At 62.5% G+C, this 21,548-nt stretch carries 18 protein-coding genes and 1 pseudogene; 13 read left to right on the top strand and 6 right to left on the bottom strand.

The features are described 5' to 3' along the window. Window positions 1–207: 207 nt before the first annotated feature. The 4 genes from purU to AC3XQU_RS04240 form a co-directional block, all read right to left on the bottom strand. Window positions 208–1,104 carry a formyltetrahydrofolate deformylase gene (gene purU / locus AC3XQU_RS04255; protein WP_489872896.1) on the bottom strand — a complete coding sequence of 299 codons (897 nt, stop codon included), beginning with the start codon at window positions 1,102–1,104 and terminating at the stop codon, window positions 208–210. A 132-nt stretch (window positions 1,105–1,236) separates the two neighbouring features. Continuing rightward, window positions 1,237–1,731 carry a GNAT family N-acetyltransferase gene (locus AC3XQU_RS04250; protein WP_489872895.1) on the bottom strand — a complete coding sequence of 165 codons (495 nt, stop codon included), beginning with the start codon at window positions 1,729–1,731 and terminating at the stop codon, window positions 1,237–1,239. 9 nt (window positions 1,732–1,740) lie between these two features. After that, window positions 1,741–2,487 carry a LytR/AlgR family response regulator transcription factor gene (locus AC3XQU_RS04245; RefSeq protein WP_489872894.1) on the bottom strand — a complete coding sequence of 249 codons (747 nt, stop codon included), beginning with the start codon at window positions 2,485–2,487 and terminating at the stop codon, window positions 1,741–1,743. After that, complete coding sequence (locus AC3XQU_RS04240; protein WP_489872893.1) at window positions 2,484–3,710, bottom strand: sensor histidine kinase; 1,227 nt, start codon at window positions 3,708–3,710, stop codon at window positions 2,484–2,486. Before AC3XQU_RS04240 ends, AC3XQU_RS04245 begins: the two co-directional genes overlap by 4 nt. A 154-nt stretch (window positions 3,711–3,864) precedes the next feature. On the opposite strand from AC3XQU_RS04240, the gene AC3XQU_RS04235 reads away from it, so the two are divergent. Beyond that, a complete protein-coding gene (locus tag AC3XQU_RS04235; protein WP_489872892.1) occupies window positions 3,865–4,407 on the top strand; it encodes a GNAT family N-acetyltransferase in 543 nt (180 codons plus the stop codon). Here AC3XQU_RS04235 and AC3XQU_RS04230 read toward each other — a convergent pair. Next, window positions 4,373–4,837 (bottom strand): hypothetical protein, encoded by a 465-nt coding sequence (locus AC3XQU_RS04230; protein ID WP_489872891.1) that lies wholly within the window; start codon window positions 4,835–4,837, stop codon window positions 4,373–4,375. The two genes, AC3XQU_RS04235 and AC3XQU_RS04230, sit on opposite strands and share 35 nt — an antisense overlap. Before the next feature lie 237 nt (window positions 4,838–5,074). Between AC3XQU_RS04230 and AC3XQU_RS04225 the strand changes: the two genes are divergently transcribed. After that, complete coding sequence (locus AC3XQU_RS04225) at window positions 5,075–5,692, top strand: PEP-CTERM sorting domain-containing protein (RefSeq protein WP_489872890.1); 618 nt, start codon at window positions 5,075–5,077, stop codon at window positions 5,690–5,692. Between the two features lie 570 nt (window positions 5,693–6,262). Next, window positions 6,263–6,910, top strand: coding sequence for a LuxR C-terminal-related transcriptional regulator (locus AC3XQU_RS04220; protein WP_489872889.1), 648 nt, complete (start codon window positions 6,263–6,265; stop codon window positions 6,908–6,910). A gap of 22 nt (window positions 6,911–6,932) precedes the next feature. Here the strand turns inward: AC3XQU_RS04220 and AC3XQU_RS04215 are convergent, their stop codons facing one another. After that, complete coding sequence (locus AC3XQU_RS04215; protein WP_489872888.1) at window positions 6,933–7,580, bottom strand: response regulator; 648 nt, start codon at window positions 7,578–7,580, stop codon at window positions 6,933–6,935. A 455-nt stretch (window positions 7,581–8,035) separates the two neighbouring features. On the opposite strand from AC3XQU_RS04215, the gene AC3XQU_RS04210 reads away from it, so the two are divergent. The 10 genes and pseudogenes from AC3XQU_RS04210 to asnB all read left to right on the top strand — a co-directional run bounded on the left by AC3XQU_RS04210 (window position 8,036) and on the right by asnB (window position 21,546). Beyond that, complete coding sequence (locus AC3XQU_RS04210; RefSeq protein ID WP_489872887.1) at window positions 8,036–9,025, top strand: LysR family transcriptional regulator; 990 nt, start codon at window positions 8,036–8,038, stop codon at window positions 9,023–9,025. 59 nt (window positions 9,026–9,084) lie between these two features. Then, window positions 9,085–10,530: a Wzz/FepE/Etk N-terminal domain-containing protein gene (locus tag AC3XQU_RS04205; protein WP_489872886.1), complete on the top strand. Its 1,446-nt coding sequence runs from the start codon at window positions 9,085–9,087 to the stop codon at window positions 10,528–10,530. A gap of 340 nt (window positions 10,531–10,870) precedes the next feature. Then, the gene (locus AC3XQU_RS04200; protein ID WP_489872885.1) at window positions 10,871–12,124 is read left to right on the top strand and encodes an MraY family glycosyltransferase; all 1,254 of its coding nucleotides are present in this window, start codon (window positions 10,871–10,873) and stop codon (window positions 12,122–12,124) included. 38 nt (window positions 12,125–12,162) lie between these two features. Further along, window positions 12,163–13,167, top strand: a pseudogene (locus AC3XQU_RS04195) (SDR family oxidoreductase); the annotation flags it as partial. 190 nt (window positions 13,168–13,357) lie between these two features. Then, window positions 13,358–14,683, top strand: a complete 1,326-nt coding sequence (murJ, locus tag AC3XQU_RS04190; protein ID WP_489872884.1) for a murein biosynthesis integral membrane protein MurJ — start codon at window positions 13,358–13,360, stop codon at window positions 14,681–14,683. Between the two features lie 27 nt (window positions 14,684–14,710). Then, window positions 14,711–15,883 (top strand): glycosyltransferase family 4 protein, encoded by a 1,173-nt coding sequence (locus AC3XQU_RS04185; protein WP_489872883.1) that lies wholly within the window; start codon window positions 14,711–14,713, stop codon window positions 15,881–15,883. Then, the gene (locus AC3XQU_RS04180) at window positions 15,880–17,298 is read left to right on the top strand and encodes an O-antigen ligase family protein (RefSeq protein WP_489872882.1); all 1,419 of its coding nucleotides are present in this window, start codon (window positions 15,880–15,882) and stop codon (window positions 17,296–17,298) included. The genes AC3XQU_RS04185 and AC3XQU_RS04180 overlap by 4 nt, the downstream gene beginning before the upstream one ends. Then, window positions 17,295–18,365, top strand: coding sequence for a polysaccharide deacetylase family protein (locus tag AC3XQU_RS04175; RefSeq protein WP_489872881.1), 1,071 nt, complete (start codon window positions 17,295–17,297; stop codon window positions 18,363–18,365). The genes AC3XQU_RS04180 and AC3XQU_RS04175 overlap by 4 nt, the downstream gene beginning before the upstream one ends. Next, window positions 18,362–19,510 carry a glycosyltransferase family 4 protein gene (locus AC3XQU_RS04170; protein ID WP_489872880.1) on the top strand — a complete coding sequence of 383 codons (1,149 nt, stop codon included), beginning with the start codon at window positions 18,362–18,364 and terminating at the stop codon, window positions 19,508–19,510. Before AC3XQU_RS04175 ends, AC3XQU_RS04170 begins: the two co-directional genes overlap by 4 nt. Beyond that, entirely contained in the window at window positions 19,498–21,546 is a 2,049-nt protein-coding gene (gene asnB / locus AC3XQU_RS04165; protein ID WP_489872879.1) for an asparagine synthase (glutamine-hydrolyzing), read from the top strand. The genes AC3XQU_RS04170 and asnB overlap by 13 nt, the downstream gene beginning before the upstream one ends. The last annotated feature ends 2 nt before the right edge of the window (window positions 21,547–21,548 follow it).

Below are 21,548 nucleotides of genomic sequence, written 5' to 3'. Positions count from 1 at the left end.
AAAGGCGGGGCAAGGCAAGGTGCCCTGGGCGCGGCGTCATTGTGATATCAAGGTGCTGGCTGGAGTCTCACGCAATGTAACTTCATGGCAACTATTCGTTCCGCCAAATCCATCCGTCTGACCGTGCCGGCCGGCGACCGTTACAGCAATTATAGCGATATTTCTTTGCCGAATTGCAATTGATTTTTACTATGGCTGAGCAGGAGATCAGCTGCCGCGGAACACGATGGTCTTGTTTCCATGGACGAAAACCCGGCGCTCGATATGGAATTTGACGGCCGCCGCCAGCGCCATGCATTCATTGTCGCGCCCCACCCGCACCAGCTGCTCGGGCTTGAAGTTATGGTCGACCCGGGTCAGCACCTGCTCGATGATCGGGCCTTCGTCGAGGTCGGGCGTGACGTAATGCGCGGTCGCGCCGATCAGCTTGACGCCGCGGTCGAAGGCCTGGTGGTAGGGCTTGGCGCCCTTGAAACCGGGCAGGAAGGAGTGGTGGATGTTGATGCAGCGGCCGGCAAGGCGGCTGGCCAGCTCGTCCGACAGGATCTGCATGTATCGCGCCAGGATCACCAGCTCCGCGCCGGTCTCCTCGACCACCTCGAGCAGCCGCGCTTCCTGCAGCCCCTTGTTCTCTTTCGTGACGGGCAGGAAGATGAAACGGATGCCTTCGCGCTCGACCATCGGGCGCAGGTCGAGGTGGTTCGACACCACGGCCGTGACCGACATGTTCAGTTCCCCATTGCGGCGCCGGTAGAGCAGGTCGTCGAGGCAGTGGTCGTCTTTCGAGACCATGATCACGGTCTTGACCGGATCGGCCGGGTCGTGGATCTTCCAGCCCATCTGCAGGCGCCCGGCCGCCAGCACGCCGAACTGCTCGCGGATATCGCCGATGGCGGGCGAGGCGCCCTGGCGCCGGAACACCGCGCGCATGAAGAAGCGCTCGGTGGAGTCGTCGTCGAACTGCTCGAGCGCGCAGATGTAGCAGTCGCGCTCGGCCAGGAAGGTGGCGACGGCGGCCACGATACCGATGCCGGCGCGGCAGCTGGCATTGAGGATGTAGTCGATCGGGGCGTGCGGCGGCTTGGCGGTTTCGTTCGGGGTCATGCGGTCGTCCTGTTGATGGCAAGGTCAATGGACGCCTGCGCAATTGCCGGAAGGGCGCAGGGCAGGGCAGTGGGTGACTGCACGCCGGGCGCACTCCCGTGCAAGCCTCGTGGACGAGGCAGACGTTGTTAGTTAAATAGCATGGGGGATGAGGCCGGCGGCGTCAAGGCGTGCACGATTCGCGGCCGGGCTGCCCTGTTCCAGCATGTATTCGGCTTCCGTGGCGCCCAGCGCCCTGCGTTGCCATCCCTGGCGCGCGTAGAAGCGGTCGGCACGGGTGCCGGCGCCCGTGCTCAAGGTCACGCGCGGGTGGCCCAGTGCGAACAGCCAGGCGGCTGCGGCGGCCAGAAGCGGCCGGGCCAATCCCCGTCCCTCGTGCTCCGGACTGACGAACAGCGCCCAGATCGAGCCCTGCTCCCGGTCGGCGTAGGAAAAAGCGGCGACGGCGCCATCGATCTCGGCCACCCATCCCCGTCCTGCCGCGTCGAGGTAATCCTCGTACATCGCGAGCGTGACCCGGCTCGGGTCGGACAGCACGTTTTCGATCACTGCCAGGCGGATGGCCGACATGGCCGGGATGTCGGCGCTGGTCGCTCGCCTGAAGGCGGGAAAGGGCGTATTCCTCATGTGCATCGTTCAGTCGCGGAACAGGTGGGTGAAGGTGCGGCTCACCGGCAGCTTCTCGCTGCAGCCGCGCAGCAGCACCTGCATGCGTTCGGCATCGAGCTTTTCCACGGCCTCGATGGCGCCGACGTTGACCAGGGTGCCGCGGTGGATCTGCCAGAAGCGGTCGCGATCGAGCCCGCCGAGCAGGTCCTTCAGCGGCGTGCGCACCAGCGCCTCGAGGCCGGGCAGCACCACCCGCGTGTACTTGGTGTCGGACTGGAAGAACAGCACCTCGTCAACGTCGATCAGCCGGATCTGGCGGCCCACGGTCGCCTTGATCCACTTCATCTTCTCGGGCGCGGCGCCGGGCAGGGCGCTCTTCAGGTGGCGCAGCAGGTCGCCCAGGTCGGCGGGCGGCTTGCTCAGCTTCGCGCGGATGCGGCCCACTGCCCGTTCCAGCCGGTCGGCCTGCACGGGTTTGAGCAGGTAGTCGACCGCACCGGCATCGAAGGCGTCGACCGCATACTGGTCGTAGGCCGTGACGAACACCACGTGGGCGCTGCCGCCGATGCGTTCGGCCACTTCCAGGCCGGACAGGCCGGGCATGCGGATGTCCAGGAAGACCACTTCCGGCTCGTGCTCCAGGAAACCGTCCCAGGCGTCGTTGCCGTTCTCGGCCTGCACTACCACCTGGGCCTGGGGCCAGTGCGCGGCCAGCATGCCGGCCAGGCGCTCGCGCATCAGGGGTTCGTCTTCGGCGATCAGGACGCGGGTCATGCCGGCTCCTCGATCGTGCGCGGCGCCATCGCGGGCAGCCTCAGTTCGGCCACGACGCCCGGGTCGGCGTCGCGCAGCTGCAGCCGGGCGGCCGAGCCGTAGGCCAGCTGCAGGCGGCGGCGCACATTGTCCAGGCCTGCGCCCTCGCCAGGCGTGCCGCCCATCCCGACCCCGCTGTCCTCGACCCGGATATGGATGCCGTCGGCGCTGGCTTCGGCGCTGATGCGGATCTCGCCGCCGCGCAGCGAAGGCTCGATGCCGTGCTTGATCGCGTTCTCGGCCAGCGTCAGCACGATCATGCTCGGCACCTCGATGCCGGCCAGGGACTCCGGCAGGGCGCAGTCGATGCGCAGCCGGGCGCCCATGCGGGCCTGCATCACGCGCAGGTAGGCCGCGGTGGTGGCGAATTCGGTGGCCAGGCTGACCTGCTCGCAGCGCATGTCGCTGAAGCTGGCGCGCAGGAAGGCGATCAGGTCGGCCGTGAGCGCCGCGGCGCGCGGCGCGCCGTCGGCCGCGAGCTGCTGCACCGCGCCCAGGGTGTTGAACAGGAAGTGCGGCTCGATCTGGGCGCGCAGCATGCGCAGCTGCGAGTCGCTCAGTTCGCGGGCCAGCTTTTCGGCTTCCGCATCGCGCTGGAGCCGGGCCATGAGCGCTTCCTGCTGGCGGCGGCGAAAGGCCCCGATGCTCAGGATGGGAAGCGCGAACACGGCCCCGGCAAGCAGGGTGGTCACGAACAGTTGCGGCAGGCGCGACACCATCTGGTCGATGGGCCGCGGATGCGTGAGCATCAGGAGGCCGTAGCAGATTCCCGCGCCGAGCAGGGCTCCGCCGACGGCCTGGAACAGCATCTTGCGCTTGGCCTGCAGCAGGCGGCGTGCGTCGAACCAGGCAGCGATGCCGCCGGCGGCGACGGAAAACCCCAGCAGGTTGAACAGGATGATGTGGCCGACCCAGCCGCCCTTTCCGGTCATGTAGTGCACCAGGGCCCCGGCCACGGTAAATGCGGCCGCCATCTTGGCAATCGCCATCCACAGGCGGCGGCCCTGGTAGGTGACGCAAAAATCGCGTAGTTGCTGGCGCTCGATGGGCGTCATCGTCGCCAGCTTGTCGACCATGTAGCGGCGAAAGCCCGGGCGGACCTGCGCCGCCAGTTCGGGGCGTTCCAGCACCGCGATCTGTTCGCGCTCGATGTCGTCGTACCAGTTAGCTATCCTGCGCCACATGTCGTCCTCCGGGGTCGTTAATAATATAAGGCAATGTCAGGAGTGTAGGAAGGGCAAGCCGGGGAGGGAACCCCTGCGCGACGAACGACGAAGGCGAGGCGACCAGCGACGAGCGCAGGCATGCGAGAATGTCGGGCATTGTTGGAACCAGCCCATGCAAGACGACGCCACCTTCCATCTGCGCGCAATGCGCCTTGAAGATTTGCCCGCGGTGCTCGCCGTGCAGGCGGCCTGCTATCCGCCCTCGATGCAGGAGCCGGCGGCGGCCGTCCTGGCGCGCCTGGAGACTGCCGCCGGCAGCTGCCTGGTCGCCCTCGACGGCGAAGGCGTGTGCGCCTACCTGTTTGCCTACCGCAGCCGCCTGGGCGTGGTCACGCCGCTGGGCGCGCGCTTCGATCCTGCTCCGGACGCCGACACGCTGTACCTGCACGACCTGGCCGTCGCACCGCGCGGCAAGGGACGTGGACTGGCGCGGGCGCTGGTCGGCAAGGTGCTGGATTGGGCGTGCGCACAGGGGCTCGGCGCCTCCGCGCTGGTGTCGGTGCAGGACACGCGCGGGTTCTGGACGGCGCTGGGCTACCGCGCGGCGCTACTCGATTGCCTGCTCGCGCGCGCAGCGCTGGCCGGCTACCCCGGCGCGGCCTGCTACATGCAGCGCAGCCTCACTGGACCCGGCGCACCTTCGCCGAACTGTTAGAGCCGTCCACCTTCAGGAAGAGCGTACCGAACATGTTGCGCTCGATCGTCACCTTCGCATCGCGCTTGCGCGGCAGGATCGCTTCGCTGCCGTCGATGATGCGCCATACCTGGCCGTTCGCCAGGCGGATCTGCGAACCCGGACCCCAGCCTTCGAAGTCGCCCACGACCGTGCTCGTCACCGAAGCCGGTTCGGCTTCGCGCCGCTTGACCGCTTCCATGCCGAAATCAGCTTCCTTGCTGCGCGCGGGCGCGGCTGCCGGCTCGCTTGCGGCCTGCGCTGCAGGCTTGGCGCCCAGCTGGATCGCGTCGTAGCAGGCCAGGCGCGCGCCGGTCTCGCCCAGCGCGCGGCACTTCAGGATGGCGGCATCGTCCGCCAGCGCGGCGCCGGACAGGAAGACCAGGGGGAGAAACAGGGGCAGCACTTTCATCGGTGTCATTCCTTGGTGGTTGCACAACACACTGATTATATCGGCACGGCTTGCGTTACTGCCATTTCCGGCCAGAACTAAATCGTGGCGGGTAGTGTCGGAAAATTTAACAATGCTTTTTCGTTGTCATTTAACTCATTGCAAAACAAGTGCAAAATCAATGGCTTATGCGAAGTTCATGAACAAGGCGCGAATATTGCTTCAATTAAATAACGCAGATACTTTTTGGAGCTCATCGTGACCGTAAAACACCTCTTCGCCATGCTGGCCTGTGCATTTTCCGCGCATGCGGCGCAAGCCGACGTCATCTACAGCTGGCATGAGACCCAGAGCAGCCCGAATATGCCGTCGGACATCCGCCTGGAACTGGTGTTCTCCGACGCCGCGGTCGCCGCCGGAACGCTGGCACTGGGCATCAACAACCTGTGCCGCGACCCGGGCTGCATCGATCCGCAAACCAGCCTGCTGTCGCTGCGCTACTCGGTCGAGGACGACAACGGGAGCCGCAACATCATCGACTTCCAGGCCGGCGCCGCACCGAAGATGTTCGGCGACCGCATCTGGCTGTGGGTGGACTTCCTCCCGGGCGGCTTCCTGAGCGGCGAGATCCGCGCCAACAACGGCGAGTCCGATTTCCACATGGCCAGCGAAGGGCGCACCTTCACCCTGCTGGCCGCGCGCAGCGACCAGGGCCCATGCGGCATGTCGCTCGAGTGCTATGGCACCCAGGGCATGCTGATGCAGGCGGTGCCGGCGAACGTGCCGGAACCGGCCTCCTGGCTGGTCTTCGGCGCCGGTGCACTGGCAGCGCTGTCGGCCCGCGCCGCGCGCCTGCGCGCGAGCCGCCGCAAATAGGCCGCGCTGCCATCGGCAAGGCCGCGCCATGATTCTTAGCCATGCAAGCGGCCAGGGCGATACTCATCAGGACTTCGGCTAGTTTCAAAGCCCGCTTGCCGTGTATCGTTGGCGCCGCCACAGGACTTTGCTCCAGCATTGCAACGGTGTCCGCCATCCGGGGCGGAGCAGGCCGCGCATGCAGTGTGTGTTTCGTCCGTAAGGTACATGCTTGCGCTCGCTTTCTGTTTTAGTATGCTTGCAGCATAGTTCTGGTTTTTGAAGTGCGAGACGGGCGAAGCGACCTGAGCATCCCGTGCCTTCTCTTCTTGAAAGAATGCCGAACGCCGGCAAACTGACGATTTCATTTCAATACGTACATTGCGTAATGCAAGCCAGCGGCGATCCTGCTGGGCGACAGAACGCAGTATTTGTTAGAGGAAACATGTCGAGCCAAGGTCCCGCCGTGGCGAGCATCGTCAACGTTGACGGCTAGCGCACACCAGGACTTCGAACGCACAAGGTACCCGCTCATCGGCGGGACGTGGTGGCATGGATGCGCGACGTTGCAATGCGCAGGAAGGACGCTTCATGATTGATGTTGTGCTGGCCAGTAATCTGACAGTTCTGCGCGAAGGGATGAAACGCATCCTGCACCCGCACGACGACATGCAGGTGATCGCGGAGGTCAGCTACGGGTTGGAGATCCTCTCCGACCAGCGACTGGAGACGGCTGACGTGCTGGTCGCTGTCTGTCATCCCGCCGATACAGGCGATATTGAATGCGTGTATCAACTCCGGCAAGCGTATCCCTCTCTGCAATTGATCATTATTTCCCGTTCGCTCAGTTCGCAACAGGTGCTCGCCTTCCTTCGCGCTGGGGCCAGTGGCTTGCTGGATGCCGGCTGCGGAGCCAGTCAATTGCCTGTTGCTATTAAAGCCGTCTCGTCAGGGCGGCGCTACCTGCATGAGGAGCTAGGCAGGCTGGTAGCAGCGGACATCAATGAGCTGGGAAAAGACCACACGCACCGGTCTCTGACCCAACGCGAGTTCGAGATCTTCAAGCATTTGGCGGCCGGTCACAAAGTGTCGGAAATCGCGATCGAACTCGGCATCAGTGTCAAGACCGTCAGCACACACAAGGCCCGCCTGATGGATAAGATGGGCATCCATTCCAACGTGCAGATCGTCCAGTATGCTGTCGCCAACCGGCTGTCCGACATGTCTCGGCCGCGCTAGCCGGCCTGACTGCGTCCAGCCATCAGAGCACCGGGTATGATTGACCGATCAGCTTGCGCTTAATCGCATACTCTACCAGTTCGGCATCGCTACGTAGAGCCATGCGCTCCAATATGCGGGCCCTGCGGCCCCGGACCACTGCGACACTAAGCCTGCAGATGTCGGCGATCCTTGCGGTCGGAACTCCTTCCGCAATCAGGCAGAGGATCTCGAAGTCGGTATCGGACAAATTGTCATGGGACCTTCTTGGTCGTCCTTCGACAAGGCTTTCGACGATCAGGTCGCAAACGATATCGCTGACATAGGGGCGCCGATCGGCGGCGATCCTGAGGGCGTAGGCAAGTTGATCGGCCGAGCAATCCTTCGGCAGGTATCCCGAGACCCCGGCCCTGATCGCCCGCAACGCAAAATCGCGCTCATGACAATGACTCATCAATAGTAGCGGGACGCTGACGCGATTTTTCAATGTACGGACGAGCCCGAGACCAGAATGGCGCGCAATGGCGAGCTCGAGTACACAGACATCGGGACAGGCTTCTTCCAGGCCCTGGAAGGTTTCCCCTATATTGCTGGCCTCGTAGATAACGTGAAAGTCAGGGTGCGCCGCGAGCATTTCCTTTATCCCTTCCCGCGCAATCAGGTCAGGATCGCTAATCATCACTTTAATCATAAGTATGCGAAGCTTTACAGTTATAAATTCCGTAACACCGAATGTTACACGGTCTTGGTAACTGATGACACTGGCATGTTGTAAATACGCGATTTATTTTTATTGCAAGACTAATCTAAGCGTTTTTAGATGCTACTAAACAATTTTATAAATCAGCCATGTTCCATTTTGCAATTTTGCTGTTTCATACGGAGGAAAATTATTATCTAGCAATATATTGATTGTAATCAAAAATTTAGTATCGATCTTGCTATAGAATATTCTCCCTTCCCAAGTTTGATATTTCGCAAACTCCCAAAGCAGGCCGATGAATAGAATCATATCCTCTGCTTGCAAACAAGATTGTGTTTAAAAGAATTTTTTTGCTTGAACAGGACAGCACGTTTTCCGTGAATGGTCGAGCGCGGGAGCGTTAAGACAAGCAACGCGCCTTTGCATTGATCAAGAGAGCGAACATGAAATTAACTGATCCATTCTGCGGCCCATTCGAGGCGTTGGGCAACGAAGAGCACCAAATGCCGGCAAGAACCGGCACGCCAATGAAAATCAGGAGCATGCGGATCAGCCTGAAACAATGGCGGATGTTCCACGCGGTGGTCGATTTCGACGGCTTTGCGGGTGCCGCCGAAAGCTTGCATGTCAGCCAGTCGTCGATCAGCCACGCACTGGCCAAGTTGCAGGAACAGATAGGCCTGCCTCTACTGGTATTGAAAGGACGCAAGGCGCAACTAACGGAGGAGGGCAGGATCCTGTTGTCACGTTCTCGTGAACTCGTGCGCTGTGCCACGGAACTGGAGGAATTTGCCGAGCAACTCCGTCAAGGATGGGGGCATGAGATTCGCCTTGCAGTGGATCCGGACTTTCCGCCCGATCTGCTGATGCATGCCTTGCGCGAACAGGAGTCGTCCACATGCGGACTGCGTTTGAGCATTCAGGAAGCGACGGCGGAACATGCCAGCCGGGCGCTCCAGGAAAATAAGGTCGACTTCGTCATCAGCGCGGCAATCGTGCCGGGTTTCGTCAGCAGGGAACTGATCGGTATCGAATACGTGGCCGTCGCTCATCCGGACAATCCCTTGTTCGCACTGAAGCGCGACGTGTTTCCAGGCGATCTCGAGGGCCATTGTCAGGTTTCAGTATCAGGCGGCAACGACTATCTGCTCGCGGAAAAGAGCAGGGGTGGACAGCATCCCTTGCGCTCCTGGAAAGTGCAAAGCCTGGAGCGCGCGATTGCGACGCTGGCCCAGGGGCTGGCCTATGCCTGGCTGCCAAAGTACAGGTTGCAGCGATGGCTGGAGGCTGGTCTTCTGCGGGTGCTATCGATCCAAGGAGGAGCAAGCCGGATCGTTACGCTGTATCTCAATCGTGGAAGAACAGTGGCCGCAAATCCGCAAGCGGAGGGGTTTGCCGCATGCTTGCATACGCTAGGGGCGCGCATTTACTAGCGGCATGCCAGATCTCTCGGCAAGGATCGCGCAGAAGTCAACACTAGAGGTAAAGTGGTATGAATACATATCTGCAACAACTCGTGCAGCAAGATCCGGAGCATCGCCGCCATGCGGGCACCACGATTCCTCAGGAAGGCCTGCTTGTATACTGGCGTCTGATCCTTGGCGTCGCTATGACGATCGCCTTGCTCGGCACTCTCCATGCGCTGAGCGTGACGCCGGTCTACCAGGCCAACATGCTCATCCAGATCAAGCGCAATATGCCGGTGGCCAGCGATCTGCAGGCGGATATCCCCGCAACCACTGAAGTCGAGATCCTGCGTTCGCGCTCGATCCTGGCTGGAGTCATCGAGCCGCTCCGTCTCGACATCAGCGCCGAACCGAAGCGTTTTCCGCTAGTCGGCGCTTTCTTGTCGCGCGGAGAAGCGAAACTCTCGCAACCCGGACTATTCGGCCGCGGCGGGTTTGCATGGGGTGGCGAGCACGCCACTGTCGCCAGGTTCGATGTCCCGGACGCCTTGCTCGGCAAACCTTTTACGCTGCATGTTACTGGGAACGACGGGTTCCAGCTGACACAGGAGGAAACGGGAATTGCCTTGTCTGGAAGGACGGGCGCATTTTCCAGCATGCCCACGCCGTTGGGAGACATTGGGATCCTGGTGACGGAATTGCGTGCCCGGCCGGGTGCGCAATTCATCGTCAGCCGTACCCCGCGATTCAAGGTGATCGATCGGTTGCAACGCTCGCTGATCATTTCCGAAAACGGCAAGCAGTCCAATGTCATCGCGCTGTCGCTCAAAGGTTCCAATCCCGTGCAGATCGCCGGTATTCTGAATGCGATCGGCGCTGAATACCTGCGCCAGCATGCCAGCCAAAAATCCCGGGAAACAGAGGAGGTGCTGGCTTTGTACGATCGCCAGTTAGCGGAATCAAGGGAAAAGCTGCAAAATCTGGACGCCAGGTTCGCCCGCTTCAATGGCAAGCTTGGCACGTCCGATCCCGGTGAAGAATCGCGCATTCTGTCGCAACAATCAGTGGCGCTGCAGGATAAACTTGCGGATGCCGAATACAGCAGGTCCGAACTATCGAGCCGTTACTTATCCGAACACCCGGCAATGGTCGTGGCCAACGAACGAGTCAGGAAACTCCAGCGTGAATTAAGCCAGGTCCAGGGAAAACGCCGGGGCTTGGCGGCGGCAGAGCAGCAGATGGCCAGCCTCACGCGGGACAAGCAGTTGACTGCCGAACTCAATGCGAGCCTGGCAAGCATGCGCCAAAAACTGGACGGCTTGCGTTCACCGGACAGGACCGACGTGCGACTTGTGGACCGTGCTGAAATCCCCTATCAATCGGTGAACCTCGGGTTGTGGACCAGGATCGCCTTGGCATGCGTGGCGGGCCTGGCGATCGGCCTGGCTGCAGCTGTCCTGAAGAACGCGCGCGCCAGCGCGCGCAGGCGACCAAATCTGCCTCGTTATGATGGTCATTTCCGGCTGGTATAAACAGCGCTATCGGCGCTGATTAGCCTTGAATTACCCCGGCAAATAAGCCGGATTGGTCATTCACCGACTTCCGCAATGTTTTTTTTGCCCCATTCTTTTGGGGGCTATCTGCTGTCGTCTCAATGTTTATGCCGGCGTTATTCCCGATTATTCTGCTTTGTTATTTACAGGAGGAATCCTTCGAAAAATGCCATCTAGTGCGTTGTAAAAAGCCGGGCATCATCGATTTTTGCCATCAATATCGCAGGTGAAGTTTGTTAGAGTGAGGCCTGGGATGTTTTAAATAGATTAACGGATCGATTATTCAATCCAGTGCATGGCATGCTTTCGGCGCTGGTTGATGGAAATCCGGAAGGTCAAAAGGCGATTGAAAGGGACTACCATGATGGCTGCTCAGGAATTGCTCCGTGATGTGGTGTCGTTGGTATACGTTATGCCTGAATCGGCCTATGTACAAACGATCCTGATAGCGTTTTTTGTGAGCCTCGTGGTTTGCGCGCTGAATGTAGCGACGGAACGCTGGCATGGTAATTATTCCTTTGACCTCGACCTGAAGGGAATTCAAAAGGTTCATACCCGCAGTGTCCCGCGAACCGGGGGAGTTGCGCTGGTAACAGGCGTGATTGCGGTGCCGCTGTTCGCAGCCTTCAACCCTGACGCCCAGCTACATGCAGACGGAGCCCGTGTCACCCTGACTGCCCTGTGGCTGGCCGCGATGCCCGCCTTCCTTGGGGGGATCGTCGAAGATCTCACGAAGAAAGTGTCGGTGCTGATGCGTCTTTGCTGCATCGTCGCCAGTGCCCTCCTTGCAGCGTGGATGCTGGGGGCGCGCCTGCCGCGCGTGGACATCGTGGGCATCGACGCGTTGATGACGCTGCTTCCGGTCTCGATCGCGCTCACGGTGTTCGCGGTGGCCGGCGTCAGCAATGCCATCAATATCATTGACGGTTTCAACGGCGTGGCCGGATTGACAGTCGTCATTCTTCTTTCCGGCATGGCCTGCCTGGGCTGGCGCGAGGGAGACATGCTGCTGATGCAGCTGGCCCTGGCCGGCGTAGGCGCGACCCTTGGATTCCTGCTGCTGAACTACCCCACCGGGCGTTTGTTCATGGGCGATGGCGGCGCTTATTTCCTCGGCTTCTGGACCGCCGAAATTGCCGTCCTGGCAATCGTACGCAATCCCGGCGTTAATGCATGGCAGGTACTGGCCATGTACGCCTATCCCGTAATCGAAGTGCTGTTCAGCATCTATCGGCGGAAGATCCTGCGCGACAGCCGGGCCGGTGCGCCAGACCGCCTGCACCTGCATTCCCTGTTCTACCGCCGGGTGGCGCGCCACCGGCTCAGCGCCAAGCGACACTCATGGATGTGCAATGCAGGCGTGGCCTGCTTGGTGACTTCCTGGCTGACCGTTGCGACGCTGAGCGCCCTGCTGTTCGGCAGCACCGTGCTCGGGGCCATGGTGCTGGTCGCCCTGCAGGTGCTTGCCTATCTCGCCACATACATGCGCCTCGTACGGGGGCACTGGGGCCATTGCCGTCATCCGGCAGTCATCCTCGGTTTGCGTCCCCAGCATCGCGCCGCACTGGCCTGAGTTTTTCCAACCCCACAAATCAGTCAAGGGAATGATTCATGAACGGGTTTAATAAATCGCAAGACCTACTTCGAAACGACCCACGCACCTGGATGGTGACGGGTTGTGCCGGTTTCATCGGTTCCAATCTGATCGAGTTCCTGCTCAGGCTCGACCAGCAAGTTGTCGGGCTCGACAATTTTTCGACGGGCCACCAGCGCAACCTTGACGATGTGCGGGCCCACGTGACTCCGGCCCAGTGGCAGCGGTTCCGCTTTCTCGAAGCCGATATCCGCGATCCCGGCGCCTGCAGCGCCGCAGTTGGGGGGGCAGACTTCGTGCTGCACCAGGCTGCGCTGGGCTCGGTTCCGCGGTCGATCGACGACCCAGCTGCCAGCAACGACACCAATGTCTCCGGCTTCCTGAACATGCTGATCGCGGCGCGCGATGCGGGTGTTAAGTCCTTTGTTTACGCGGCTTCGAGCGCAGCTTACGGCGACCATCCTGCCTTGCCCAAGGTCGAGGAGTGCATTGGCAAGCCGCTGTCGCCTTATGCGGTGAGCAAGTACGTGAACGAACTCTATGCGGAAGCATTCGCGCGCTGCTACGGCTTCGACACGGTAGGCTTGCGTTACTTCAACGTGTTCGGCAAGCGCCAGGATCCGGATGGTGCCTATGCCGCCGTGATTCCGAAATGGATAGGGGCGATGAGTTCTGGACAGGACGTGGTGATCAATGGTGATGGCAGCACCAGCCGCGACTTCTGCTATATCGCCAATGCGATCCAGGCCAACATCCTGGCCGCGCTGGCGCAGTCGCCCGGCACGAGCGCGGTCTACAACGTCGCGGTCAACGATTCGACCAGCCTGGCCCAGCTGTACGTTTACTTGAAAGCGATCCTGCGCACCTACGGGATCGATGTGGCCGGCAGTCCTTCGCGTGCCCCGGCGCGTAAAGGCGACATCCGGCATTCGCAAGCGGACATCGGCAAGGCAGTCCGTGAGCTGGGGTACGCCCCCGAGTATCGTATTTTCGCCGGCCTGGAAGCGACTGTCCCGTGGTACCTGAGGCGGGAAGCGGACAGGCGCCGGGTTGCAACGCCCAAGCCGGCGCTGGCGTCCGCGGAATCAGGCGACATTCTGCGCTCCTTGGCCTACGCCAGCGGTCCGTCGCTCCACGCCGCTATCGGTCGGGCCTAGGCCGGCCCGCAGCCAGCCGCGCCAGGCGGAATGGGATCAGGACAAGGGACAGCGGATGAACTTGCTGAGTACTCTGGGCTCGCGGATACGCCAGTCCGACCCGCGCCATGGCGCGATTTTGCGCGGCATGGCCACCGTGGCCGTATTTGCGCTGCTCAGCAAGCTGATGAGTGCGGCGAAAGAGATGGCCGTGGCCTACCGCTATGGACTATCGATCGACGTCGATGCCTATCAGTTCGTCTACACCCTGCTTTCCTGGCCGCTCGGGATCTGGGCCAGTGTGCTGACAGCCGTGCTGGTGCCCCTTGCGGCCCGCATGCGCCAGTCCCGTGCGCGGGAGCAGCAGCGCTTCCGCGCCGAGCTGCTGGGAGTTGCGCTGGTTGCCGGGCTGGCGCTGGCGCTGCTCGCCTGGATCGGTATCCGGGGTGTGCTGGTGGCTGGCAACGTCGGACTTCCGCCTGCCACCGCCCGGCTCGTGCAGGAGTCGCTTCCCGCAATGATCCTCATTCTGCCTCTGGGTGTCGTGATCGCATTGCAGTCGGCATGGATGCTGTCCGCAGGGCGGCATGTCAACACTCTGTACGACTCTATCCCGCCAGTGTTCATCGGCGCCGCCGTGCTTGCCTGGCCCGGCGGGGGCAGCGGGCCCCTGGTATGGGGGACGGTGGCCGGCGCCGGCGCGCACCTCGCTGTACTGCTGGCACCGTTTGCGCGCGGTGCGATGTCTGCGCCGCGGTTTTCCCTATCTTCGACGCACTGGCCGCTGTTTTGGGAAGGTTTTGGCACCATGCTGGCGGGACAGGTGTTCATCAGCCTGACCACCGTCATCGATCAGTTCTATGCAGTCTCGCTCGGAACGGGAGCCGTTGCGACGCTTGGGTTTGCCAACCGCATCCTTTCCCTCGTGCTGACGCTGGCGGCGATGGCCGTGTCGCGTGCCACGCTGCCAGTATTTTCCAGCATCGGCATTGAAGGCGGAGCCCGGCTGCAAGCCTTGGCACTCTCGTGGATGCGCGTGATGTTCCTGGCGGGCGTCGCCGCCATGCTGGTCTGCCATACGCTGGCCCCGGCGGCTGTCGGTCTGCTGTTCGAGCGCGGGCAATTCAGCGCCGACGACACCCGGCGGGTGGCCGAGGTCCTGCGATTCAGCCTGCCGCAACTTCCCTTCTATTTCTGCGTAATGGTGCTCGTCAGCTACGCTTTGAGCCAAGGACGCTATCGCCTGGTGTTCTGGTCCGGCCTGATCGGCTGCGCGGGAAAGGTACTCGGTAACGTGCTACTGGTTCCCTCGCTCGGGCTGAACGGTGTCGCATTGGCGACGACGCTCACGTATGCGCTCAATGCGCTCTTCTTTAGAGTGACCATGACGCGGCAGCATTGACGCTGGGTCTTTTCGACAGGTGGCTTGATGAAGATTCTGCTATTTACGCATAGTTTGGCCGGCGGTGGCACCGAGCGGGTAGCCGCGACACTGGCGAACTACTGGAATCAGCGGGGGTGGGAGGTAACGGTCGTGACGCTGGCGCGGGCGAGCGAAGATTTCTACGTCCTCGATGCGCAGGTGCGGCGTATCGCCCTGGACATGTCTGGAGCCAGTACCGGTACGCTCGACGCGCTGCGCCAGAACGTGCGGCGCATCGGGGCGCTGCGAAGAATACTCGTCGAGCAGCGTCCGGCGGTCGCCTTGGCGATGATGAGTACTCCCAACGTGCTGCTCGCATTTGCCAGTCTTCGCATCGAAGGATTGTCGGCGATTGGATCGGAGCATTGCTACCCGCCGCATGCTCCGCTGAGCCGCCTGTGGACCGTGTTGTGCCGACGCATGTATGGAAGGCTCGACGCCGTGGTCGCGCTGACACAAGAATGTGCAAGCTGGATCCGACTCCATTCGGACGCGCCGCGGGTGCCAGTCATACCGAACGCCTTTTCGTGGCCACTGCCGCGACAGTCGCCGCGGCTCGACCCCACGTCAGTATGCTTGCCGGGGCGTAGGGTACTACTGGCAGTCGGACGGCTCGAGACGGTTAAGAATTACGGAATGCTGATCGGTGTGTTCGCGCAACTCTCCGCCCGGCACCCGGACTGGGACTTGGTGATCCTGGGAGAAGGACCGCAACGTGCTGGCCTGGAAGCGGCGATCCAAGCGGGGGCTGCCGCAGGCAGAATACATTTGCCGGGCATAGCGGGCAATGTCGGCGAATGGTATGAACGCGCGCAAGTGTACGTGATGAGCTCGCATTCGGAAGGTTTTCCCAATTCGCTGGCCGAGGCGCTGGTGCATGGACTACCAGCCGTGAGTGTCGACTGTGACACCGGTCCGCGCGACATCATCCGCCATGGCCTGGATGGGCTCCTGGTTCCGCCGGAGGACGCGGATGCGCTGGGCCGCGCCCTGGAACGCCTGATGAGAGACGCCGGACTGCGCAGCCAGTTCGCAGCGCGTGCACTCGAGGCCCGCAAGCGCTTCTCGCTCGAGCGCATTACCGGCATGTGGGAAACGCTGTTCAAGGAAGTGGCCGGTACCGGCCTGCCGCGCCGGGGTAGGGACACCAGGCCGCTGTATGAAGGGGGCCAGGCATGAGTGTCCGTACTCCGGTTCCTGCAGCCTATTACTCCTGGGGAGTCCCCACGCGGACCGCGGACCACGGCGCACTTTGGCTGGCAGCCGGCTACCACAGCCTGGCCCTCGCCCTTGTCGGGCTTGTCATCTTCGCCAACCTGCCAATCTACGGCTATGTACTACAGCCCGGCTTGTTGCCGAAGTTTGCCTACTTTGCTGCTTTTCTGCTTCTACTTCCGCTGCTGTTTATAAAGCAACTGAGCCTACCTGCCTACCTGCACTCTCCCTTTGCGCTGTGGACCGGGTTGTTCCTGGCATTGAACCTCGTCCACCTGGCTGCGTTTCCCGAAGGCGGCCATGTTTCCGGCACCTGGCTGGTCGACACCGGGATGCAGGCTCGCCGCGACGTCATTACGATCCGTGTACAGTACGCGGCGTTCGTCTGGGTGCTGGGGTTTGCCGTGCACACCGTCGCCAGTGCTTCGTGGCTGCGAGCGCTGGTGCTGTTGGCGCTGGCCATGCCATGCGCGGTCCTGATCGATTTCCTGTCACCAGGCATGTTGTATCCGCTGGAAACCGGCGGCGCGGTGCTAGGACGCGCCGCAGCCGTGTACATCAATCCGACCATGGCGGGCGAAGCCATCCTCCTCGTATTCCTCCTCGCCTGCGCGGCGACGCCCGCGCGCTGGCGCGGAGCACTGTTGTTGCTGGCCGGCGCGGCAGTCCTGACAACCTTTTCACGGGCCGCTATCCTGGCCTGGCTGCTGGTCTACATCATTCTTGCATATTGCAGGAGCTTGCCGCGCTCGTCCTGCGTCGTGACGGCGCTGGCTGTCTGCGCCGCAGTCCTGGGCGCCGGCGCGTTCGAGAACTACCTGCTCTCACGCAGCGATTTCGACGTCGCAGCAGGCAATATCCTGGCCCGCCTCGATTTTTTCTCGAATTTCAGCCTGGGCGATGACAGCGCGGGCGAGCGCGCCGACGTGCTCGCAGCCGGCTGGGAGATGTTCCTCCAACATCCCGTGTTCGGCGCTGGCGCCGGCGCCACGCAGTTCTGGTCTCACCGCGGCAGCACCCATAACCAGCTGCTTCTGCTGGCAGCCGAATACGGCCTCCTCGGCGTCGGCATGTGGCTCTGGATGGCGTCGATCGTCTTGCGCGGGCGCTTTTTCGAAGATCGCGGGCTGCAGGCTGCGATGGCATTCCTGTTCGTGTTCATGTCGATGTTCACCCACCAGATGTTCGATTCCGCCACCTACTGGTTCGCCGCGTTCGCGTGCGCATCGGCCGGGCAGGCGCCCGGACGGGACAGGAAGCTACCCGTCGCTTCGTCGCCCTGGCGGCGCGAATTCAGTCCCTCAGGCGGCTATGTGGCGCTGGCCTGGGCGTACAGGGCGCCCGCCGCTCGGGGACACCAGGAGGCGACCCACGTATGAGCCAAGATCCCGTTCTCCAGCAGGATGCCATGGGCAACTCGACATTCGTGATTTCACTCGACTTCGAGCTTTTCTGGGGCGTGGCCGACAAGCGCACGGTTGCCGAGTATGGGCGTAATGTACTCGGTGAATGGCAGGCCGTTCCCCGAATGTTATCCGCGTTCCGCAGTTCCGGGCTGCGGGTAACCTGGGCGACAGTCGGGATGATTATGTGCCGTGACTACAGACACTGGCGCGAAATCAGGCCACAGGCTCTTCCTTCCTATGACAGGGCTGGCCTCAATCCCTATCACCTGGATTCGCTCGTCAAGGAGCATCCGGGTCTGTTCTTCGCACGGCGCCTGGTACAACAGATTGCCGACACTCCCGGCCAGGAGATTGCGACGCATACCTACAGCCATTTCTATTGCGGCGAACCAGGTGCGACCACCGAACAGTTCGCTACTGACCTGCACTGCGCCACCGAGATCGCCGCAGAGATGGGCCTGCGCTTTCGCAGTATCGTCCTTCCGCGCAACCAGATAGCCGAGCCCTTTCTTGCGGTCCTCCCGGAGGCGGGAATACAGGTTTACCGCGGCAATCTCCAGCACTGGCTGTACCGGGACGGCGACGCGGTCGCGGGGGGCCTGGCCGGACGGGCAGCGCGCTTCGCCGATGCCTTGCTCCCGCTCAGCGGCCATCCCGTAGTACGTCAACAGGAGCGTGGACGCCTGCTAAACCTTCCTGCGAGCATGTTCCTGTATCCCTGCACCGCGGGATACCGCAGCCTGATGCCCCTGCGCCTGGCGCGGCTGAAGGCGGCGATGACCGCCGCCGCGCGCAGCGGCGGTGTATTTCACCTCTGGTGGCACCCCCATAACTTCGGCCTTGATCTGGAGAAAAACATGATGCTGCTGGACGAAGTGCTGCGCCACTACCGCCTGTTGGCCGACCGCTACGGCATGCAAAGCCGCTCCATGGGCGACTTCGGCAAATTCAGGGGCACGGACGCACTCGACCCTGACGACCAGTTCCGCGAAGCGCCGCACTCGCGCCACGCTGGCGAGCCCACTTGGAGTCAGCCATGAGGAGACATGTCCTGCACATTATTACCTGCCTGGACGTCGGCGGCGCCGAGATGGCGCTCTATCGGCTGGTCCGGGAATCCCGGGATAGCGACTATGCGCATACCGTGGTGTCCCTCATTCCCGGTGGCGGAATGTACACGCGCTTCGTCGAGGCAGGGATCGGCCTGGTGCTGCTCGACGTGCGGCGTTCGCCACTGTCGCACTTGCTGCGCCTGGTGCAGCTGATCCGCATTCTGCGGCCCGACATCGTCCAGACCTGGATGTATCACGCGGATTTCGTGGGCGGCCTTGCGGCGCGGCTGGCTGGCAACAGAAATGTGATCTGGGGCGTGCGCACGACCGACGTGGACATCGGATGTGCGCGCACCACAGCAATCCTGCGCCGCGTCTGCGCCGCGCTGTCGCGCTGGGTGCCGCGTTCGATCGTCTGCGTGGCCGAAGCCGCCCGGCGCTCGCATGCGGTGATCGGCTACGACAGTCGGCGGATGGTCGTGGTGGCAAATGGTTTCGATATGGCGGCGCTGCGCGCCACCGAGGACCAGCGCGACGGCCTGCGCTCCCAATGCGGTTTCGCTGCGGACGATATCGTCCTGGGAACACTGGGCCGTTTCAACCTCGACAAGGACCATGCCAACTTCGTCCAGGCAGCCGGTCGTCTTGCGGGTCGCTACCCGAGGCTGCGTTTCCTGATGGTCGGCAAAGACCTGGTGCCTGACAATCCGGCGCTGATGCGCTGGATCCATGCTACCGGGTATCAGGAGCGCTTTGTGCTGCTGGGCGAGCGCAGCGACGTCGCGGTGTGTTTGTCGGCCATGGACATGTTCTGCCTGTCTTCTCGCACCGAAGCATTTCCCAACGTCGTCGGCGAGGCGATGGCGATGGGATTGCCTTGCGTTGCGACTGACGTTGGCGACGTCAACGTCCTGATGGCCGATACCGGCGTCATTGTCCCCAGAGCCGACCCGGATGCACTGGCATGCGGCATCGCTGCCTTGGTGCAAGGGGGGCCCGAGTACTGCCAACAGATGGGCCGCCGGGCGCGTGAGCGAATTCACACAGTATTCACGATGGATTGCGCGCGCAGGCGCTTTGAATCGATTTATGACGACGTCATCGCGGGGAGGGAATTTTCATGTGCGGAATAGCTGGATTTCTAGGGGGCGCACCTTTCCACGCGGAGGATGGGTACGGCGCCGTGCTCAAGCACATGACCGACAGCCTTGCCCATCGGGGACCGGACGATGCCGGTTACTGGAGCGACCCGGATAAGGGATTGGCGCTCGGCCACAGAAGACTGGCGATCGTCGACCTGTCGCCGGCCGGCCACCAGCCGATGCACTCGGCCTCGCGTCGGCATGTGCTGGTTTTCAACGGCGAGATCTACAATCACCTCCAGTTGCGCGAGGAGCTCGCCAGTGCCGGCGCGGCGCCGGCATGGCGCGGCCATTCCGATACCGAGACCCTGCTGGCGGGCCTCGAAGCCTGGGGCGTTCGGGCTACGGTCGAACGGGCCGTCGGGATGTTCGCATTCGCCTTATGGGACCGCTGGTCATGCACGCTGACGCTTGGCCGGGACCGGATCGGCGAGAAACCGCTGTACTACGGCTGGCAGGGGCAGGGCAGTAATGCAGTTTTCCTGTTCGGGTCCGAGTTGGGAGCGCTGCGCGCGCATCCGTGCTTCGAACACCTGGTTGATCGCGACGCTCTTTGCCTGCAACTGCGTCTGAACTGCGTGCCGTCGCCATATTCGATCTACCAGGGCATCGCCAAGCTCCCTCCGGGTTGTCTGCTGTCGGTGTCGTCGCGGCAGCCCACACCGCAGGTCGTGCGCTATTGGTCGGCCACGGCCGCAGCAGTGGCGGGCGTGGCGCGACCGTTCACCGGCAGTCCGGAAGAAGCGGTCGAGCGCCTTGATGCACTGTTGCGCGAGGCGGTACGTTTGCAGATGGTTGCTGATGTTCCACTCGGCGCCTTTCTTTCCGGCGGGGTCGACTCGTCTACCGTTGTCGCGCTGATGCAGGCGCAGTCGGCGCGGGCGGTCAAGACCTTTTCCATCGGTTTCGATGAAGAAGGCTACAACGAAGCGGAATACGCGAAGGCCGTCGCGCGCCACCTGGGAACCGAGCATACCGAGCTGTATGTCGGCGGCGCGCAAGCCATGGAGCTGGTACCCCGGCTCCACGAGATGTACGACGAACCCTTTTCGGATTCTTCTCAGCTGCCGACTGCGCTGGTGTCGGGACTGGCCAGGCGGCATGTCACCATTTCGCTTTCGGGTGATGCTGGCGACGAGCTGTTCTGCGGCTATAACCGTTATCAGCTCACAGCAAGGTTGTGGCGTTCGCTGAGCACCGTTCCGCGCCCGTTGCGCCGATTAGCGGCAAGGGCGATTGCCGGCATACCGGTAAGGTCGTGGAACAGCGCGCTGCGTGGTCTGGGCCGCTGGGCGCCTGGTCCACTGCGCTGCCAGAATCCCGGAGACAAACTGCACAAGGGCGCAGCAGTGCTCTCCTGCGCGACCCTGGACCAGCTCTATCTCGGGCTGGTGTCGCATTGGGACGACCCCGCCGCGGTGGTCCTGGGTGCCCACGAGCCGCCGACCAGGCTGACGGGCGATGCTCCGGCATTGCCGGGTCTGGATGGAATCGAGCGCATGATGGCCCTCGACCTGTTGACCTACCTGCCCGACGACATCCTGGTCAAGGTCGACCGCGCGGCAATGCGGGTCTCGCTCGAGACCCGCGTTCCTTTCCTCGACCACCGGGTGGTGGAGTTCGCATGGAAGCTGCCGCAGGAAATGAAACTGCGCGAGGGCTGCAGCAAATGGGCGCTGCGCCAGGTGCTGTACCGCTATGTGCCGAAAGCCCTGATCGAACGTCCAAAGATGGGTTTCGGTGTGCCGGTCGGCGACTGGCTGCGCGGTCCGCTGCGCGACTGGGCAGAGGACTTGCTCGACGAAGCCCGGCTTCGCCGCGAGGGCTACTTCCATCCTGCCCGAATCAGGTCGCGCTGGGACGAGCACCTGTCCGGCCGGCGCAATTGGCAGTACCACCTGTGGGACGTCCTGATGTTTCAATCCTGGCTGGAAGGGACCCATGCACGACACAACGCGGCCTTCACCGCGTCGGCCGCCGGCGCACGCGCGGGCCGTGCGTGGCGCCCGGCCGCCAACCTCCACTGAGG

The sequence above is a fragment of the Telluria sp. AZSoR62 genome (assembly GCF_058111565.1).
The sequence above is the reverse complement of the archived record's forward strand: the minus strand, read 5'-3'. Positions and strand labels throughout refer to the sequence as shown.

Bases quoted from the DNA above. Each gene is read 5' to 3' on its own strand.
- AC3XQU_RS04220 (WP_489872889.1), top strand. From the start codon at position 6,263: ATGATTGATGTTGTGCTGGCCAGTAATCTGACAGTTCTGCGCGAAGGG.
- AC3XQU_RS04180 (WP_489872882.1), top strand. From the start codon at position 15,880: ATGAGTGTCCGTACTCCGGTTCCTGCAGCCTATTACTCCTGGGGAGTC.
- AC3XQU_RS04205 (WP_489872886.1), top strand. From the start codon at position 9,085: ATGAATACATATCTGCAACAACTCGTGCAGCAAGATCCGGAGCATCGC.
- AC3XQU_RS04200 (WP_489872885.1), top strand. From the start codon at position 10,871: ATGGAAATCCGGAAGGTCAAAAGGCGATTGAAAGGGACTACCATGATG.
- AC3XQU_RS04230 (WP_489872891.1), bottom strand. From the start codon at position 4,837: ATGAAAGTGCTGCCCCTGTTTCTCCCCCTGGTCTTCCTGTCCGGCGCC.
- AC3XQU_RS04250 (WP_489872895.1), bottom strand. From the start codon at position 1,731: ATGAGGAATACGCCCTTTCCCGCCTTCAGGCGAGCGACCAGCGCCGAC.
- AC3XQU_RS04245 (WP_489872894.1), bottom strand. From the start codon at position 2,487: ATGACCCGCGTCCTGATCGCCGAAGACGAACCCCTGATGCGCGAGCGC.
- AC3XQU_RS04215 (WP_489872888.1), bottom strand. From the start codon at position 7,580: ATGATTAAAGTGATGATTAGCGATCCTGACCTGATTGCGCGGGAAGGG.
- AC3XQU_RS04210 (WP_489872887.1), top strand. From the start codon at position 8,036: ATGAAATTAACTGATCCATTCTGCGGCCCATTCGAGGCGTTGGGCAAC.
- AC3XQU_RS04175 (WP_489872881.1), top strand. From the start codon at position 17,295: ATGAGCCAAGATCCCGTTCTCCAGCAGGATGCCATGGGCAACTCGACA.
- AC3XQU_RS04185 (WP_489872883.1), top strand. From the start codon at position 14,711: ATGAAGATTCTGCTATTTACGCATAGTTTGGCCGGCGGTGGCACCGAG.
- AC3XQU_RS04240 (WP_489872893.1), bottom strand. From the start codon at position 3,710: ATGTGGCGCAGGATAGCTAACTGGTACGACGACATCGAGCGCGAACAG.
- AC3XQU_RS04235 (WP_489872892.1), top strand. From the start codon at position 3,865: ATGCAAGACGACGCCACCTTCCATCTGCGCGCAATGCGCCTTGAAGAT.
- AC3XQU_RS04170 (WP_489872880.1), top strand. From the start codon at position 18,362: ATGAGGAGACATGTCCTGCACATTATTACCTGCCTGGACGTCGGCGGC.
- asnB (WP_489872879.1), top strand. From the start codon at position 19,498: ATGTGCGGAATAGCTGGATTTCTAGGGGGCGCACCTTTCCACGCGGAG.
- murJ (WP_489872884.1), top strand. From the start codon at position 13,358: ATGAACTTGCTGAGTACTCTGGGCTCGCGGATACGCCAGTCCGACCCG.
- purU (WP_489872896.1), bottom strand. From the start codon at position 1,104: ATGACCCCGAACGAAACCGCCAAGCCGCCGCACGCCCCGATCGACTAC.